The sequence below is a fragment of the Lachnospira intestinalis genome, assembly GCF_040095895.1.
In the GTDB taxonomy this organism is placed as follows: Bacteria; Bacillota; Clostridia; order Lachnospirales; family Lachnospiraceae; genus Lachnospira; species Lachnospira intestinalis.
On record NZ_JBBMFS010000002.1, the window covers coordinates 424,455 to 441,577 of the forward strand.

The window sequence follows — 17,123 nt, forward strand, 5'->3', positions numbered from 1 at the left end:
AAAAACAATTAATTTACCGCAGAATTATCTGGATGCCATGAAGGAACTGCTCAAGGAAGACTATGAAGATTATCTTGCAAGTTTTGAGGAAAAACGCCTTTACGGACTCCGTATTAATACATTAAAAATATCCGTGGAGGATTTTTTGAAAATTTCTCCGTTTGAATTGGAGCCTATACCCTGGATAGAGAATGGATTCTATTTTCATGAGGAAGACAAGCCTGCAAAGCACCCGTATTATTTTGCAGGACTGTATTACATTCAGGAGCCATCCGCAATGACACCGGCAAATGTACTGCCGGTAGAAGACGGTGATGTTGTTTTTGATATGTGCGCCGCACCGGGCGGAAAATCAACGGAGCTGGGTGCAAAGCTTGACCGCACCGGACTTTTAATTACTAATGACATCAGCAATTCACGAGCCAAGGCACTGCTTAAAAATGTCGAAGTATTCGGAATCCCGAACCTGTGCGTATTAAGCGAAGACCCGAAAAAAATTGCAGACCGTTTTACAGGCTTTTTTGACAAAGTATTAATTGATGCGCCGTGTTCCGGCGAAGGCATGTTCCGCAAGGATAACAAGCTGATTAAAAGCTGGGAAAAGAACGGTCCGGAATTTTACAGTAAAATACAACGGGATATTGTCCTTTCCGGCGCGGATATGTTAAAGCCGGGCGGCAAAATGCTCTATTCTACCTGTACATTTTCTAAGCTGGAGGATGAAGAAACCATCCGTCATCTGTTAAGGGAACGCCCGGAAATGCATTTGATACCGATTCCGTCATATGAGGGCTTTTGTCCGGGTATCATTGAAAATGAAGAAGATACGGCAATGCAGATTGAAAAATGTGTCCGCATTTTCCCTCACAAAATGCAGGGAGAAGGGCATTTTCTTGCACTGCTTGAAAAAGATACAGATGCACCGGAAAACTATCATGCGAAAAGAAAACCGTCAACGGAAAAACTGCCGGAAGAACTGTTGGAATTTTTAAGCCATGTAACATTTCCGGTACAAAAGCAGGACATTTTTATCCGCGACAGCAAGGTTTATCAGGTATCGCCTGAAATGCCGCAGGAGGGCGGACTCCGGATTATGAGAAACGGACTGCTGCTCGGTGAAATGAAGAAAAACCGTTTTGAGCCGAGCCAGGCATTAGCCATGGCATTACAGATGTCCGAATACGATAAGATTATCAATCTCCCGGTTTCAGATGAGCGCGTGGTAAAATATTTAAAAGGCGAAACACTGGATTTTGAAAATGAGAATGATTATCAGGATGGCTGGAATCTGTTCTGCGTAGACGGTTATCCGTTAGGCTGGGGCAAGTACAGCAAGGGGGCATTAAAGAATAAATATCTGGCAGGCTGGCGTTGGCAGTAGGCATGCATAGAAAAAAGAGGAAACTATGGCAAAAATAAGACTGGACAAGTATCTTGCGGATATGCAGATTGGGACACGCAGTGCGGTAAAAGAATATATCCGCAAAGGGCGTGTCCGTGTCAATGAAGCAGTGGTAAAAAGTCCTGAACAAAAAATTGATACGGAAACGGATACCGTTTTATACGATGATAAACCGGTAGGATACCACACGTATGAATACTTTATGCTTAATAAACCGCAGGGCGTGGTATCTGCAACACAGGATACAAAAGAAAAGACTGTGACAGAGCTGATTACAGAAAAAAACAGAAAAGATTTGTTTCCTGTGGGACGGTTGGATAAAGATACGGAAGGACTGTTGCTGATTACCAATGACGGTGCATTGTCACACGAACTGCTTTCACCGAAAAAACACGTCGATAAAACGTATTTTGCGGAAGTTATGGGAAAAATCGGACAGGCGGAGGTTATAAAATTTAAAGAAGGTCTGGTGATAGATACAGAATTTACGGCACTTCCGGCAGTGCTTGAAGTGTTGTCTTTTGATGAAGCAAAGAACACCAGCCGGATTCGTGTCACGATCCACGAAGGTAAATTTCATCAGGTAAAGCGCATGTTTGAAGCAGTCGGAAGCGAAGTGCTGTATTTAAAACGGCTCTCCATGGGAACGCTTGTGTTAGACGAAAGCCTTGCGCCGGGAGCATACCGCAGGCTCACAGAGCAGGAAATTCAAATGTTAAAGGAAACGAGGAATATAAAGAAAAATGGTTAAAGATTTTCTGCCGATTTCAAAGAAAGATATGAAAAAGAGGGGCTGGGAGCAGTGTGACTTTGTCTATGTTATTGGGGATGCCTATGTAGACCACTCTTCCTTCGGACCGGCAATTATCAGCCGTCTGCTGGAAGCGTTTGGCTATAAAGTCGGCATTATTGCACAGCCGGACTGGAAAGACAAAAACAGTATCGCCGTGCTTGGTGCACCGCGGCTGGGATTTCTGGTATCTGCGGGCAATATGGATTCCATGGTCAACCACTACACAGTATCCAAAAAGCACCGCAAAACCGATTCTTTTTCACCGGGCGGTGTTATGGGCAGACGACCGGATTATGCGACGGTGGTGTACTGCAACCTGATCCGTCAGACCTTTAAAAAAGAACCGATTATCATCGGCGGGATTGAAGCGTCCCTGCGCCGGCTTTCCCATTATGATTACTGGTCTGATAAGGTGAAACACTCCATTCTTGTCGATTCGGGTGCGGATTTAATCTCCTACGGCATGGGCGAACATTCTATCGTAGAAATTGCCGATGCACTAAACAGCGGAATGGACGTTCATGATATTACTTATATAAAAGGAACGGTTTATAAGACCAAATCTCTTGACAATCTTTACGATTATGTGGAACTGCCGGATTACGATACAATCTGTGCCGATAAACGTAAATATGCGGAAAGTTTTTATACACAGTATACGAATACCGATCCGTTTACGGCAAAGGTGCTTGTTGAAAAATGCAAGGAAAAACTCTATGTCGTGCAGAATCCGCCCGCACTGCCGCTGACCAGTCAGGAAATGGACGATGTCTATGCACTGCCGTATATGCGGGACGAACATCCGGTATATAAAAAAGACGGTGGAATCCCGGCATTCGGTGAAATTAAATTCAGTATATCAAATAACCGCGGGTGCTTCGGCGGGTGCAGCTTCTGTGCGCTGACCTTTCATCAGGGAAGAATTGTACAGGTGCGAAGCCATGAATCCATTTTAGAAGAAGCACGGCAGATGACACAGGAAGAAGATTTTAAAGGTTACATTTACGATGTCGGCGGACCGACGGCAAATTTCCGTTTTCCGTCCTGTAAAAAGCAGCTTACGCACGGTGTCTGCCAGAATAAGCAGTGTCTATTTCCGAAGCCCTGCAAGAACCTGACGGTCGACCATAAAGATTATATAAAGCTGATGCGTGAAATCCGGGAACTGCCGGGCATTAAAAAGGTATTTATCCGCTCCGGTATCCGTTTTGACTACTGCATGGCAGATGATGACGATACCTTTATGAACGAGCTGTGTAAACATTATATCAGTGGGCAGTTAAGAGTGGCGCCGGAACACATTTCAGACAATGTCTTAAAATATATGGGCAAGCCGGAAAACAAGGTGTATGAAGCCTTTTTAAAACGTTATGCGCGGATTAATAAAAAAACAGGAAAAGAGCAGTTTGTTGTGCCATACCTGATGTCTTCCCATCCGGGTTCAACGATGAAGGAAGCGATTGAACTGGCAGAGTATATCCGTGATCTGGGGTATATGCCGGAGCAGGTGCAGGACTTTTATCCGACACCGTCCACGCTTTCAACCTGTATGTATTACACGGGACTTGACCCGCGTACCATGGAAAAGGTCTATACACCGGTTTCACCGCATGAAAAAGCAATGCAGAGAGCATTAATCCAGTACCGCAATCCCGAAAATTACGAGCTGGTAAAGGAAGCACTGCTAAAGAATCACAGGGAAGACTTAATCGGATTTGACAGGCACTGCCTGATTCCGCCGCGTCCGATGAAAAACGGATACCACACCGGCGGCACAAATCAGGGAAATTCAAAGCAGGGAAGCCTGAAACAGGGTAAGCATACAACAACGCAGAATACAAGAACAGCCAGACAGCGTCCAGCCGGTCAGAAGTCGGCAGATAACAGAAAAAGCGGCAGAAGCGGCACGCGGAAAGCAGGAGGAAGAAAACGATGAAGTTACAGGAAAAAGGAACTTTTGAATATTTAAAGCGCAAAAAGAATCAGAACCTGCTCATTATGCTGATTTCATTTGCGGTAGTATTTGCCGTATTTTTTGCAGGGTTGGCAGTTTTTAAGTCGCGCAATAACTACTGCACGCTGATTGCAACGGTACTGGTGCTTCCGGCGGCAAAATTTGCAGTCGCCTACTTTGTATTACTTCCGCATAAAAGTGCAACACAGGCACAGAAAGAAGCCGTGGAAGCTGCTGCAGGAGCGCTTACCTGCTGTTACGACTGCGTTTTTTCAAACAGCAAAAGTCCGATTGGTACACAGGCAGTTGTTGTCACAGACAATGCCGTCTGCGCGCTCACACAGGAAGAAAAGGCGGATAAGACCCTTTTTGAAACCAGTCTGCGGGACTTTTTAAAAAATGAAAAACTGGCGGCAAACGTAACACTCTACACTGATGAAAAGACCTTTTTAAACAGAGTGCGGGGACTTGCCGCTAATTTTGATGATACCGATAAACGCAGTATGGACAGAATGGAATGGATTACCCATGCCATGAAAAATATGTGCTTATAGGCGGAAATGCCTGTAGAATGGAGAAAATGTGAAAGAAATAACAATCAGTCCCCTTGAAGCAGGACAGCGGTTTGACAAATATCTTGTAAAATGTCTGCCCAATGCCACCAAAAGTTTTTTATACAAAATGCTGCGCAAAAAAAATATTACATTGAACCGCAAAAAAGCAGAGGGCAGTGAAAAGCTGGCAGCAGGCGATGTTATCCAAATGTTTTTTGCCGATGAAACGTATGAAAAATTTGCGGGAACAGATACCAACGCAGACACGGATATAAAAATCCGGACAGACACCCGGACGGCAGAACGTTCACAGCATACATCGGGCAAAATGTTTGAAAGTGCAGGCAGACAGGTAAAGAAACAAAAAGTAAAACTTGAAGTATTATATGAAAACAATGACATTTTAATCATTAACAAACCGGCGGGCATGCTTTCCCAAAAGGCAAAAAAAGACGATTATTCCCTGGTTGAAGCTATAAGTGACTATTTATTGGAAAGCGGTGCGCTGACTAAAGAACAGCTGCGCACCTTTCATCCGGGTATCTGCAACCGTTTAGACCGCAACACCAGCGGTATCGTTGTTGCGGGCAAAAGCATATATGGATTACAGACGATGACAGCGGCATTTAAAGAAAGAACGCTCCATAAGTATTATCTGTGTATTGTAAAAGGAAATGTAGAAAAACGCAGCCGTGTCAAAGGATATCTGTATAAAAATGAACGCACGAATAAAGTGACAATCCTGCAAAATGCGCCGAAAGAGAAAGAAAAAGATATTCTGCCGATTGAAACAGAGTATATTCCGGTCTGTGCAAATAAGCAGGCAACTTTATTAAAGGTCAATCTTCTGACGGGACGAAGCCATCAGATCCGCGCGCATTTAAGTTTCTTGGGACACCCGCTTGCAGGCGATGAAAAATATGGAGATGCCGCGTGGAATCAGTATTTTAGAAAAAAATACAATATCCGACATCAGATGTTACATGCCTATCAGCTTGATTTTCCGAAAGAACAGCTTGTGGTGACAACGGCAGTTCCCGGCGGATTTTGTGAGGTACTAAAAGGAGAAGGATTATGGCAACCTGGAATTCAAGAGGACTTAGAGGTTCTGCGCTAGAAGAACTCATTAATTTTACAAATGATACGTATTTAAAAAATCATCTTGCGCTGATACAGAAAATACCGACACCGATTACGCCGATAAAAATTGACAGGGAAACCAGACATATTACGCTGGCATATTTTGATAAGAAAAGTACGGTCGATTACATTGGTGTGATTCAGGGAATACCGGTCTGCTTTGATGCCAAAGAAACGGCAGTGGATACCTTTCCGCTGCAAAACATTCATGCTCATCAGATTTCGTTTATGTCGGATTTTGAACAGCAAAAGGGCATTGCATTTATTATTCTGCATTATACGGCACGGAATGAGTATTATTATCTGCCTTACTGTGATATAATTAAATTTTGGGAACGTAGTGAAAAAGGCGGACGAAAAAGCTTTACATATGAGGAAATTGACAAAACATACCGGATTCACATGTCAAAAGGTGTAATGCTGCATTATCTGGAAGCGTTGCAGAAAGATATTTTACAGAGAGATTGGGAATAGATAAAACATAATAGATAAAAGGGAAGGGCAAAAGTGCATATGGAAAATAATTTGATTACAGAGTATCAGGTCATTGACGGTAGTGCCATTGTTGACAGGGAATTTAATATTATTACGGCAGACGAACAGGTTTTTCGCTTTATCGGAGTCGGGCTGTCAATGTATACATCCATAGTAGATATTATACATCCGGTTGATCTGGATGATTTTATCGATGTAAGCAACAGTCTGCATTCGTCAGAATACAAAAAAATGGTACTCCGCATGAGAAGATGTGATAATGCATACCGTTGGGTGCTGTTAGAAATTATGCGCTGCAGAAAAGAGCGGGAAAACAGCCTGCTGGCGGAAGAATATCTTAAGTTAAAAATTTCAGACATTTATGCATTAAAGGAAAGTAATCATGCACTACGCGAATCAATGGGAAATGTGAGGTATTTTCTTGCATTGGAAAATGAATTATTCTGCACATATGATTATGACAGCGGACAGCTTCGGATTAACCAGTTTAATGACAATGAAGTGGACAACCTGCTGGAGGTGCCGTTAGAACAGGCAGTCCAATATTTTATTACCCATGGCATCATATCAGAGGAATCAGTAGCGGAATGTACGGCAATCTGCGCAGATATTCATGCAGCAAAGGAATCTTTTACGCACAGCTTCCGTGCAAATTTTGAATATACCAACGGTGCATATGAATTATTTGAGGTGAAATGTTCAACGATTTATTCAGGCGACAGGCCAAAGACGGCAATTGGCAGTATTAAGCGGATAGAAGAACAGACAGACGGAAAGCAGATGTCCATTAGCAGCTATCGTTATTCCGGGGATAGAACCGTATTATCTTACGAGGAAATGAATGGTTACTGCAATCGTGCGATTAAATTAAATCCGAACTGTAAGCTGACATTGATTTTGATGCAGGTGAATGATATGGAGGATTACATGAAAAATGAAGGCAGCGGATTTGTACAGGATTTATTACAGTCTGTACAGGATACGGTACGCCGTCATGTGGGACACCGCGGTATTGTATGTCCGTTGCAGCCGAATCTGATGAGCGTGGTGGTACAGGATATTAACAGTGATATTAAACTGCGTGCGTTTATTGAATCCCTGCGCAGCAGAATTGCATGGAATTACAGGCTGATTGACCCTAAATATGAAATTTCATTTTCATTTGGTGTGGCATGTTATCCTGAAAATGGAATGGATATGCGGATTGTCCATAGAAAGCTGGTAAAGGCATTGCAGATGGCACAGGAAAAGCATGCGAATTGTTATGTTATCTATAAAGAACATTTGCATGGAGAACTTTCGTAAGGGAGATTGACAAGAGCGGTTTAGTAGGGTATAATCTCACTATTCTTTTGTAACGAATTATCACGTTACCACGATAAAGTAAAAGCGCTTAAAGCGGAATTGGAGTAATGTGAACAAGCCATAAATGAAAGCTTGTTCACATAGATATTTGTTTCTGAGCAAAAACAAATATCTATGATGGCAGATGAGAAATCGCCTTCGCGAATTTCTCATCGCCTCTTCGCAACAAGCTGCTTAGAAATGAGGATTAGTATGAAAAAGGATTTACTGCATACACCGGAGGGTGTAAGAGATATTTATAACGGTGAATGTGCCAGAAAGATTGTGTTACAGAACCGTCTGCACGATGTCTGTGCATTATATGGATATAACGATATCCAGACACCGTCATTTGAATTTTTTGATGTGTTTAATAAAGAACGTGGAAGTGTTCCATCGACAGAAATGTTTAAGTTTTTTGACCGGTATGGAAATACACTGGTGCTGCGCCCGGATATGACACCGGCAATCGCAAGAACTGCCGCAAAGTATTTTGAAGACGATAACCGTCCGTTAAAGCTTTGCTATGTGGGCAATACTTTTGTCAATGTCAGCAAATATTATCAGGGAAAGTTAAAGGAAAGCACGGCAGTCGGTGCGGAACTGATTGGCGATGATTCGATTGATGCCGATTTAGAGATTATCAGCATGGTGATTGACTGCATGAAAAATGCCGGACTGGAAGAATTTCAGGTTGAAATCGGCAACGTCTTGTTCTTTAAAGGGCTTTTAAAGGAAGCAGGTATTGACGGTGATGAAGCAGAAATGCTTGTCCGTCTGATTGAACAGAAAAATTATTTCGGTGTGGAAGAACTGTTAAATTCATTAAATATTGATAAGCGCATTTCAGATGTGTTGTTACAGCTTCCGCAGCTGTTTGGTTCAATTGATGTTTTACACAAGGCAGCAGGGTTGACAAAGAATCAGGACTGCCTTGCCGCAATCGACAGACTGTTAAAGCTGTATGACTATTTAAAGATTATCGGCTATGACAAATACATTTCATTTGATTTGGGTGCATTAAGCAATCACGGCTATTATACCGGTATCATTTTTGCAGGATATACTTTTGGTGTCGGCGAACCGGTTGTCAACGGCGGACGATATGACAAACTGATAGGACAGTTTGGCTGTGACAAGGCATCTATCGGATTTTCCATGAATGTAGATACTTTGATGGCAGCCATGAACAGACAGAAACTTAATGTTCCGGTCGATGTAAGCGGCATCTTACTTGTGTACGCCAAGGATAACCTTGTAAATGCGTTAAAGACCGCAGATGCAATGCGTAAGATGGGCAACAATGTCTGTATGCTGACAGAAGAACAGGCAAAGGATATCGACAGCTGCTGCGAATATGCCGCTAATTCACAGATAAAAGACGTAGTTCTGTTAAAGAATATGAGTGCTGATATTAATAATTCTGTGACGGTGATTGATGCGGCAACAAAGAAAGAACAGCAGCTCCGGCTGGCTGAGATACTGGGAGGAAAGCTTTCATGAGATATTTAACAATAGCACTGGCAAAAGGACGTCTTGCAAAAAATGCCCTTGAAATTTTTGAAAATATTGGAATTACCTGCGAGGAAATGAAAGACGAGAAGACAAGAAAACTCATCTTCACCAATGAAGAATTAAAGCTTCGTTTCTTCCTTGCCAAGCCGTCAGATGTGCCGACTTATGTGGAATACGGTGCCGCCGACATCGGGATTGTCGGAAAGGATACCATCTTGGAGGAAGGCAGAAGACTGTATGAAGTTTATGATTTAAAGATTGGCAACTGTAAAATGTGTGTCTGCGGACCAAAGGAAGCAAAGGAAAAGTTAAAGCATCATGAATTAATCCGTGTGGCATCCAAATATCCCAATATTGCAAAAGATTATTTCTACAATAAAAAGCATCAGACCGTTGAAATTATCAAGCTGAACGGTTCTGTTGAATTGGCGCCGATTGTCGGACTTTCAGAAGTGATTGTCGATATCGTGGAAACGGGTGCAACCTTAAAGGAAAACGGACTTGAGGTCTTAGAGGAAGTGTGTCCGCTGTCTGCCAGAGTGGTAGTCAACGAGGTCAGCATGAAAATGGAAAACGAGCGCATTACAAAACTGATTACGGATTTAAGAAATTATCTGGAAAATAAAGAAAAATAAGCCGCAGGGCAGAAAAGAGGCAGCATATGAGAATCGTAAAATTAACACCGGAAAGCAAAAACAACATTTTGGAGAACCTTTTAAAGAGAAGTCCGAACAGCTATGGGAAATTTGAAGCAGCAGTCAATGATATTCTTGCAAATGTACGCGCCAGAAAGGATGAAGCGTTATTTGAGTATACAAAGAATTTCGATAAGGCAGACATCAATGCAGAAAATGTCCGTGTAACACAGGAAGAGATTGACGAAGCTTACGCACAGGTGGATAAGGATTTACTGGATGTTATTAGAAAGGCACTGGTAAATATCCGCGATTATCATGCAAAACAGAAGCAGTACAGCTGGTTTGATTCCAAGCCGGACGGAACCATTCTCGGTCAGAAGGTGACAGCACTTGCAAGAGTCGGTGTCTATGTACCGGGCGGTAAAGCTGCCTATCCGTCATCTGTTCTGATGAATGTTATGCCGGCAAAGGTAGCAGGCGTAGAACAGATTATTATGTGTACACCTCCGGGAAAGGATGGCAAGGTTTATCCGACAACACTCGTTGCTGCGAAAGAAGCCGGTGTAGATGTCATCTACAAAGTCGGCGGTGCACAGGCGATTGCAGCTATGGCATACGGCACAGAATCCATTCCAAAGGTTGATAAGATTGTCGGACCGGGCAATATCTATGTAGCACTGGCGAAAAAGGCAGTGTTTGGCTATGTCAGCATTGATTCTGTTGCAGGACCGAGTGAAATTTTAGTGCTTGCAGATGAAACAGCCAATCCAAGATATGTAGCGGCAGATTTACTTTCACAGGCTGAACATGATGAAATGGCATCTGCGATTTTAATTACAACCAGTGAAGAACTTGCACAGAAGGTATCAGAAGAAATTGACGGCTTTGTAGCCCAGCTTTCAAGAAAGGCAATTCTTGAGAAATCCCTTGAAAACTACGGTTACATTTTAACGGCAGCTTCGATGGAAGAAGCCATTGAAGTTGCCAATGAGATTGCTTCCGAACATCTTGAAATTGTGACAAAGAATCCATTTGATACGATGACAAGAATTAAAAATGCCGGTGCAATATTCCTTGGAGAATACAGCTCTGAACCGCTGGGTGACTATTTTGCGGGACCAAACCACGTTCTTCCGACCAACGGAACGGCAAAATTCTTCTCTGCATTAAGTGTAGATGACTTTATTAAGAAATCCAGCATCATTTCTTATTCAAGAGAAGCACTGGAACCGATTCACAAGGATATTGAAAAATTTGCAACGGCAGAACAGCTTACTGCACATGCAAATTCAATCAGAGTAAGATTCGAATAGGAGAAAAATTATGGCTGGCAATGAAAGAAAAGAAAATTACCGCAGACCATACCGCAATCCGCGTTATAAGGGACGCAATGAAAATGCAGCAGAAACAGCGGAAGAAGTAAAAATACCACGCCGTGCGGCACACATTGAACGCACGACAAGTGAAACGGATATCCAGCTGTCGATTGATTTGGATGGAAGCGGTGAATCTGATATTGATACAGGTATCGGATTTTTTGACCATATGTTAAAAAGCTTTGCAAAGCATGGTTTATTTGATCTGACATTGAGGGTAAAAGGCGATTTAATCGTAGACTGTCATCATACGATTGAAGATGTCGGCATCGTTTTAGGTGAAGCAATTAAGCAGGCACTCGGTGATAAAAAATCCATCCGCCGTTATGGTGATATTATGCTGCCAATGGATGAAGCACTGATCTTATGTGCAATAGATTTATCAGGAAGACCGTATCTTGTCTTTGATGCGGCATTCCATGCAGACAGTGTCGGCTATTTTGATACACAGATGGTCAAGGAGTTCTTTTATGCAGTATCTTATTCAGCCGGAATGAACCTGCACATCAGGGAGCTGTCCGGAGAAAATGACCATCATATCATCGAGGGCATGTTTAAGGCATTTGCAAAGGCATTAGACGAAGCGTGTCAGAAAGATGACAGAATTAAAAGTGTGCTTTCTACAAAAGGAAGTCTGTAAAATACATACATGAGGTGAAGTTATGAGATTATATCCTGCTATTGATATTAAAGACGGACAGTGTGTCCGGTTAAAAAAAGGACTGTTTAACGAAGTGACCGTGTATTCGGATACACCATACAAGATTGCAGAAAGCTTTGAAAAAGACGGCGCAAAATTTATTCATACCGTGGATTTGGACGGGGCTTTAAAGGGGCGTTCCGTGAATGCCGAAACGATTAAAAAAATCGTAAACAGCGTGAATATTCCGGTGCAGTTAGGCGGCGGTATCCGTACACTTGAAAATATTCAGGAAGTACTGGATTTAGGCGTTTACCGTGCGATTATCGGAACAAAAGCCGTTGAAAATCCGGATTTTATCCGTCAGGCGATTGACCGTTTTGGTGCGGAACACATCGTTGTGGGAATTGATGCAAAGGACGGTTATGTTGCTGTAGAAGGCTGGGAAAAGTTAAGTGATAAAACGGCTGTGAATATGGCGCTTGCCATGAAAGAAATGGGTGTACAGACCATTGTATATACAGATATATCAAAAGACGGCATGCTTGCAGGACCGAATATTGAACAGACAAAGCTTCTTTCTGATAAGACCGGTATTGACATTATCGCTTCCGGCGGCGTATCCTGTATGCAGGACCTTGAAGCGGTTTCTGATGCGGGAATCCACGGTGCAATTATCGGTAAGGCACTGTATGAAAAGCGCGTTATATTATCAGAAGCAGTAGAAAAATTTGAAAAATAAGCAGGTAATGGAGAAAACGGACAATGTCATATAAAAAATTAATTCCGAATATTTATTTAAAAGATGAGAAAGCGTACGCTGATAAAGATTTAAGTGTACTGTTAGGAAACGGTGATGCGGTTGCAGCAGCAAACCGTTTCAGCGAAAACGGTGCTGATGAGATTCTTGTCATGGATTTATCCTATGATGACGATTCACACGAAAAGGCAATCGGTATTCTGCGCCAGATTACCAAATCTATTGATACACCGGTACTTGTAGGCGGTAATGTAAAGCGTGTCGAGGATATTAAAAAGTATTTATACGCAGGCGCAAAGACTGCATTGTTAGAAGATGTTAAGGAGTCGAATCTTTTAATGATGAAAGAAGTTGCAGACCGTTTCGGTGCAGCAAAATTAGGGCTGGTGTATACCGGTGCGGAAAAAGAAGCACTTGACATGGCAGCAGACAATCAGCTTTCTGTTGTGATTTTAAGTGAAAAGCAGTTTACGGCAGATGCAGATTTAATCAGTGCCAATCAGATGAATTGCATTGTGAATACTGAAAATGCAGATTTTACAGCATTGATTACAAATGAAAATATAGGTGGTGTTACAGGACTTTCTGTCAGCGCATTGGATTATGATGCCATGCAGGCAAAACAGGAACTTTCTAAAAAAGGAATTGCCATGAATACCTTTACCAGTGCCATTGCGTTTTCAGAGTTTAAGTTAAACAGTGATGGACTGATTCCGGTCGTTGTACAGGATTACAAAACAGATGAAGTCTTAATGGTCGCATACATGAATGAAGAAGCTTTTGAAAAAACCATTGCAACCGGTAAAATGACTTATTACAGCAGAAGCCGTCAGGAACTCTGGGTAAAAGGTCTGACTTCAGGACATTTCCAGTATGTGCGTTCAATTGAAATCGACTGCGATAACGACACGCTGCTTGCAAAGGTAAAACAGGTCGGTGCGGCATGTCATACCGGCAACAGAAGCTGCTTCTACAGAAACCTCGTATCAACGGAATATGCAGAAACCAATCCGTTAAAGGTATTTAATGATGTTATGAATGTCATTGAAGACAGAAAACAGCACCCGAAAGAAGGTTCATATACCAACTACCTGTTTGATAAGGGAATTGATAAGATTCTGAAAAAATGCGGTGAAGAAGCAACAGAAATTATCATTGCGGCAAAGAATCCGGACCCGGAAGAAATCAAGTATGAAATTTCAGATTTCCTGTATCATGTCATGGTACTGATGGTACTGCGCGGTGTGACATGGGAAGATATTGTGAAAGAACTGGCAAACCGCTAAAATGCTTAAAGTAAAGATTTTCCTCCGGCATGGGAGAGTGCCTGCGGAATAAGGAGAAGTATGAAAACCAGATATGTGATAACGCATTTACAGGGTCGGTGTGTCTGTGCATTGTTTTATGATAATGTATGCCGTGAGTTAAAAGTGGCAGAACCGGAAAATATGACGGGACGGATTTACATCGGACGCGTGGAAAATGTGGTTAAAAATTTAAACTGTGCATTTATTGAGATTGAAAAAGGCATCAAATGCTATTATTCATTGGAAGAAAATAAAAAGCATTTCTTTTTAAATCCCAAAAATACAGAGAAGGTCTGCATAGGAGATTCAATGCTGGTGCAAATCAGCAGAGAAGCATTTAAGACCAAGCCCGCGACGGCGACCGGAAAGTTATCCCTGACCGGGGAATATGTCGTACTGGTATCGGACGGCACCGGTGTTTCCGTTTCGGGAAAAGTAAAAAAACATCCGCATTGTCTGGAATTAAAGGAAAAGCTGGAAGAAACTTTCTATAAAGGAAAGCCGCTTCCGGCTTTTGGTTTTATTCTGCGTACCAATACAGCAGAAGCAGACAGTGCGCCTGTACTGGCAGAAGCCAAAAAACTGGCAGAACAGTTTCAAGAGATAACCGGACAGGCAAAATATTTAAAAGCATTTACAAAAATGTATGAGCCGCTTCCACCGGTTGTGGAATGGTTAAAAAATCTGCGCATTTCGGATTTGGATGAAATTGTAACAGATGACAGGGAAATTTATGAACTGGCAGGACAGTATGCAGCAGAAGCGGTGAAAGAAAAACTGCGCCTTTATGAAGATGAATTACTGCCGCTTTACAAGCTGTATTCATTGGAAACGATTCTTTCGCGGACATTAAATAAAAAGGTATGGTTAAAGTCCGGCGGTTATCTTGTGATTGAACAGACAGAGGCATTGACGGCGGTTGATGTCAATTCCGGGAAAATGGTCAAAAAGAAAGATTCATTTTTAAAGACCAATCTGGAAGCGGCTGAAGAACTGGTGCGCCAGATAGGTCTGCGTAATCTGTCCGGCATGATTATTGTGGATTTTATCAATCTGAAAGAAAAAGCCGAAGAAGAACAGCTTGTCAGTGCATTAAAAAAATATATCCAGCAGGAAAACACAGGAATTGTGTATGTTGATATGACACGTCTTGGGCTGGTGGAACTTACCCGGAAAAAGAACGGTAAGACCTTACGGGAATTGTTTGCAGACGGCAGAAAGGAAGAAGTATAAAGTAAAAAAATGGAAGAAGGAAATAAGGAAGATAATTTTTATCCGCAGTTTTATAAAAAACTATATCAATGGTATGAAAAACATTTATGGGCGGTCAGAACAGTGAATGTGCTGTATCATCTGCTTCCTGCACTTGCTGTACTGTGTTATGTGGATTTACTGGGACTTGTCTATATAAACGGCGGCTGTATCATGCTTTTAAAAGTAATATTAGTGCCTTTTATTACATTTGCAGGTGTATCGGTTTTTAGAAAATGTGTTAATGCTAAGCGACCGTATACGATATACGGCACAACACCGATAGTCGCAAAGGACAAGACCGGAGAATCCATGCCGAGCCGTCATACAGCATCATTTACGGTCATTGCAATGACATGGCTGTATGTCAATCCGGCAGCGGGCGTTATTATGCTTGTTCTGGCATTTTTGATGGGTGTAGTAAGTGTTCTGGGCGGTGTGCATTTTGTAAAAGATGTGCTTGCTGGAGCAGGTATCGGCGTGCTGATCGGCATTATCGGACTGTTTCTTATTTAAATGCAAATAAAATATATAAAATGTCGAATGCAAATAATGGATACGAATATATAAAATACAACAAAAGTAGGAATAAAAATATGACAGCATTAAAAGAATTATTTAAAAAGAGCAGCAAGGCGGCGGCAGGAATCATGGGCAGGACAGTATGCAGACCGTGAGGATGGCACCGGGAAATGGGTGTGTTATGATGAAAACGGACATATGGTAAAGGACTGGACAGGTAATGCAGACGGAAAGTATTATTTTGATACGAAAACCGGAGCCATGGCAAAAGGAATTACTACGATTGACGGGGTAAAATACAGATTTGACGAAGCAACAGGAACACTTGTCCAAACGGCAGATTCCCGAGAAGATTTTCCGGAGCATGCACATGTTTATATTTTGAGCAGTATCGAAGAAGCGACCTGTACGACTGACGGCAGAAAAATTTATACATGCAGCTGCGGGGACAGCTATTCTGAACGGATTGCTGCAACCGGACATGAATGGAAAAATGAAGGACCGATACGCATGGACTGGACATATTCCGACGGACCGGACGATGCAGGGCATGTCAGCACTGTAGCATATGTTGCCGACGTAACATTATGTGGGACCTGTTTCTATTATTACGGGTTACAGGACGAAGGATTTCCGACACGATATCTTAAACACGTTTATGAAACACAAAAAAAGCATGGTGCGTATACGGTTCAGGGTGTGGATGCGGTATTTGATTTATTAAGCTGTACGAAATGCGGAAGATATAAGCGTGGCGATTTTGCTTTCTATGAATACTGGACGACTGTCGACATGAATCATCCTGTCAGTGTGAAATTAAATGAAGAACAGATTAAAGAGTTAGGGCTGGTACCGGGAAAAGATAAAGAATACTAGAATGGGCTGTGAATCAGGAATTACGTTGGAATATGTGACAGAAAAGCAGATGAGAAAATACAGGCAGTTCTCATCTGCTTTTTTTGTAGTAAAACATGTATTGACAGATTTCAGTATATCTATAAATAAAAACGAAAAGAAATGCACGGAAACACACTAAAACTGGTAAAACCGCCCCAAATTCACATACTGAAACTTCGCATAAACACTTGGGTTGCGTTGCTTAGCTAAAAAGATGTCAAAAAAATCAAAAAAACTTAAAAAAGTTGTTGACAACCTGACCCAATGGTGATATTATAATCAAGTCGCCGCGAGCGAGGGCAACAAAAACAGCCCACAGCGGTAACGAAATAAAAAAATCAACAACGGCTTTTAAGCCGGTATTGATAAACGAACATTGATAACTGAACAGTAAAACAACCCTGAAAATTCTTTGAAATTTTCAATTTACGAACTGACAGGAAGTAAGCAATTACGGAATGTCGTCCTTTAAAGCAGTAAGTTTTAACGGAAACTAAACTATTGAAGCTAGTTTGTTCAAAACTGGCGGACAAAC

General features: G+C 42.0%; 16 protein-coding genes. All 16 read left to right on the forward strand.

Features of this window, described 5'->3' with window-relative positions:
• The first annotated feature begins 7 nt into the window (after positions 1-7).
• The 16 genes from WMO37_RS04270 to WMO37_RS04345 all read left to right on the forward strand — a co-directional run bounded on the left by WMO37_RS04270 (position 8) and on the right by WMO37_RS04345 (position 16,567).
• A complete protein-coding gene (locus WMO37_RS04270) occupies positions 8-1,381 on the forward strand; it encodes an RsmF rRNA methyltransferase first C-terminal domain-containing protein (RefSeq protein WP_349154385.1) in 1,374 nt (457 codons plus the stop codon).
• Positions 1,382-1,406: 25 nt separating this feature from the next.
• Entirely contained in the window at positions 1,407-2,153 is a 747-nt protein-coding gene (locus WMO37_RS04275) for a pseudouridine synthase (protein WP_349154373.1), read from the forward strand.
• Positions 2,146-4,131 (forward strand): YgiQ family radical SAM protein, encoded by a 1,986-nt coding sequence (locus tag WMO37_RS04280; protein WP_349154374.1) that lies wholly within the window; start codon positions 2,146-2,148, stop codon positions 4,129-4,131. Before WMO37_RS04275 ends, WMO37_RS04280 begins: the two co-directional genes overlap by 8 nt.
• Complete coding sequence (locus WMO37_RS04285) at positions 4,128-4,703, forward strand: hypothetical protein (RefSeq protein WP_022432124.1); 576 nt, start codon at positions 4,128-4,130, stop codon at positions 4,701-4,703. The genes WMO37_RS04280 and WMO37_RS04285 overlap by 4 nt, the downstream gene beginning before the upstream one ends.
• A 28-nt stretch (positions 4,704-4,731) precedes the next feature.
• Complete coding sequence (locus WMO37_RS04290; protein WP_349154375.1) at positions 4,732-5,820, forward strand: RluA family pseudouridine synthase; 1,089 nt, start codon at positions 4,732-4,734, stop codon at positions 5,818-5,820.
• Positions 5,778-6,317 carry a Holliday junction resolvase RecU gene (locus tag WMO37_RS04295; RefSeq protein WP_349154376.1) on the forward strand — a complete coding sequence of 180 codons (540 nt, stop codon included), beginning with the start codon at positions 5,778-5,780 and terminating at the stop codon, positions 6,315-6,317. The genes WMO37_RS04290 and WMO37_RS04295 overlap by 43 nt, the downstream gene beginning before the upstream one ends.
• Before the next feature lie 39 nt (positions 6,318-6,356).
• Positions 6,357-7,643 (forward strand): diguanylate cyclase domain-containing protein, encoded by a 1,287-nt coding sequence (locus tag WMO37_RS04300; protein WP_022432121.1) that lies wholly within the window; start codon positions 6,357-6,359, stop codon positions 7,641-7,643.
• A 252-nt stretch (positions 7,644-7,895) separates the two neighbouring features.
• Complete coding sequence (gene hisZ / locus WMO37_RS04305; RefSeq protein WP_022432120.1) at positions 7,896-9,185, forward strand: ATP phosphoribosyltransferase regulatory subunit; 1,290 nt, start codon at positions 7,896-7,898, stop codon at positions 9,183-9,185.
• Complete coding sequence (gene hisG, locus WMO37_RS04310; RefSeq protein ID WP_022432119.1) at positions 9,182-9,832, forward strand: ATP phosphoribosyltransferase; 651 nt, start codon at positions 9,182-9,184, stop codon at positions 9,830-9,832. Before hisZ ends, hisG begins: the two co-directional genes overlap by 4 nt.
• Positions 9,833-9,858: 26 nt before the next feature.
• On the forward strand, positions 9,859-11,148 hold the full coding sequence (gene hisD / locus WMO37_RS04315; RefSeq protein ID WP_022432118.1) for a histidinol dehydrogenase: 1,290 nt from the start codon (positions 9,859-9,861) through the stop codon (positions 11,146-11,148).
• A gap of 10 nt (positions 11,149-11,158) precedes the next feature.
• Positions 11,159-11,851 carry an imidazoleglycerol-phosphate dehydratase HisB gene (gene hisB, locus WMO37_RS04320; protein WP_022432117.1) on the forward strand — a complete coding sequence of 231 codons (693 nt, stop codon included), beginning with the start codon at positions 11,159-11,161 and terminating at the stop codon, positions 11,849-11,851.
• A 22-nt stretch (positions 11,852-11,873) separates the two neighbouring features.
• Positions 11,874-12,593 carry a 1-(5-phosphoribosyl)-5-[(5-phosphoribosylamino)methylideneamino]imidazole-4-carboxamide isomerase gene (gene hisA, locus WMO37_RS04325; protein WP_022432116.1) on the forward strand — a complete coding sequence of 240 codons (720 nt, stop codon included), beginning with the start codon at positions 11,874-11,876 and terminating at the stop codon, positions 12,591-12,593.
• Positions 12,594-12,616: 23 nt separating this feature from the next.
• Positions 12,617-13,897, forward strand: coding sequence for a bifunctional phosphoribosyl-AMP cyclohydrolase/phosphoribosyl-ATP diphosphatase HisIE (gene hisIE / locus WMO37_RS04330; protein ID WP_349154377.1), 1,281 nt, complete (start codon positions 12,617-12,619; stop codon positions 13,895-13,897).
• A gap of 60 nt (positions 13,898-13,957) precedes the next feature.
• Positions 13,958-15,151 (forward strand): ribonuclease E/G, encoded by a 1,194-nt coding sequence (locus WMO37_RS04335; protein ID WP_022432114.1) that lies wholly within the window; start codon positions 13,958-13,960, stop codon positions 15,149-15,151.
• A 9-nt stretch (positions 15,152-15,160) separates the two neighbouring features.
• Complete coding sequence (locus WMO37_RS04340; protein WP_349154378.1) at positions 15,161-15,685, forward strand: phosphatase PAP2 family protein; 525 nt, start codon at positions 15,161-15,163, stop codon at positions 15,683-15,685.
• Positions 15,686-15,865: 180 nt separating this feature from the next.
• On the forward strand, positions 15,866-16,567 hold the full coding sequence (locus WMO37_RS04345) for a hypothetical protein (RefSeq protein ID WP_349154379.1): 702 nt from the start codon (positions 15,866-15,868) through the stop codon (positions 16,565-16,567).
• Positions 16,568-17,123: the final 556 nt, after the last annotated feature.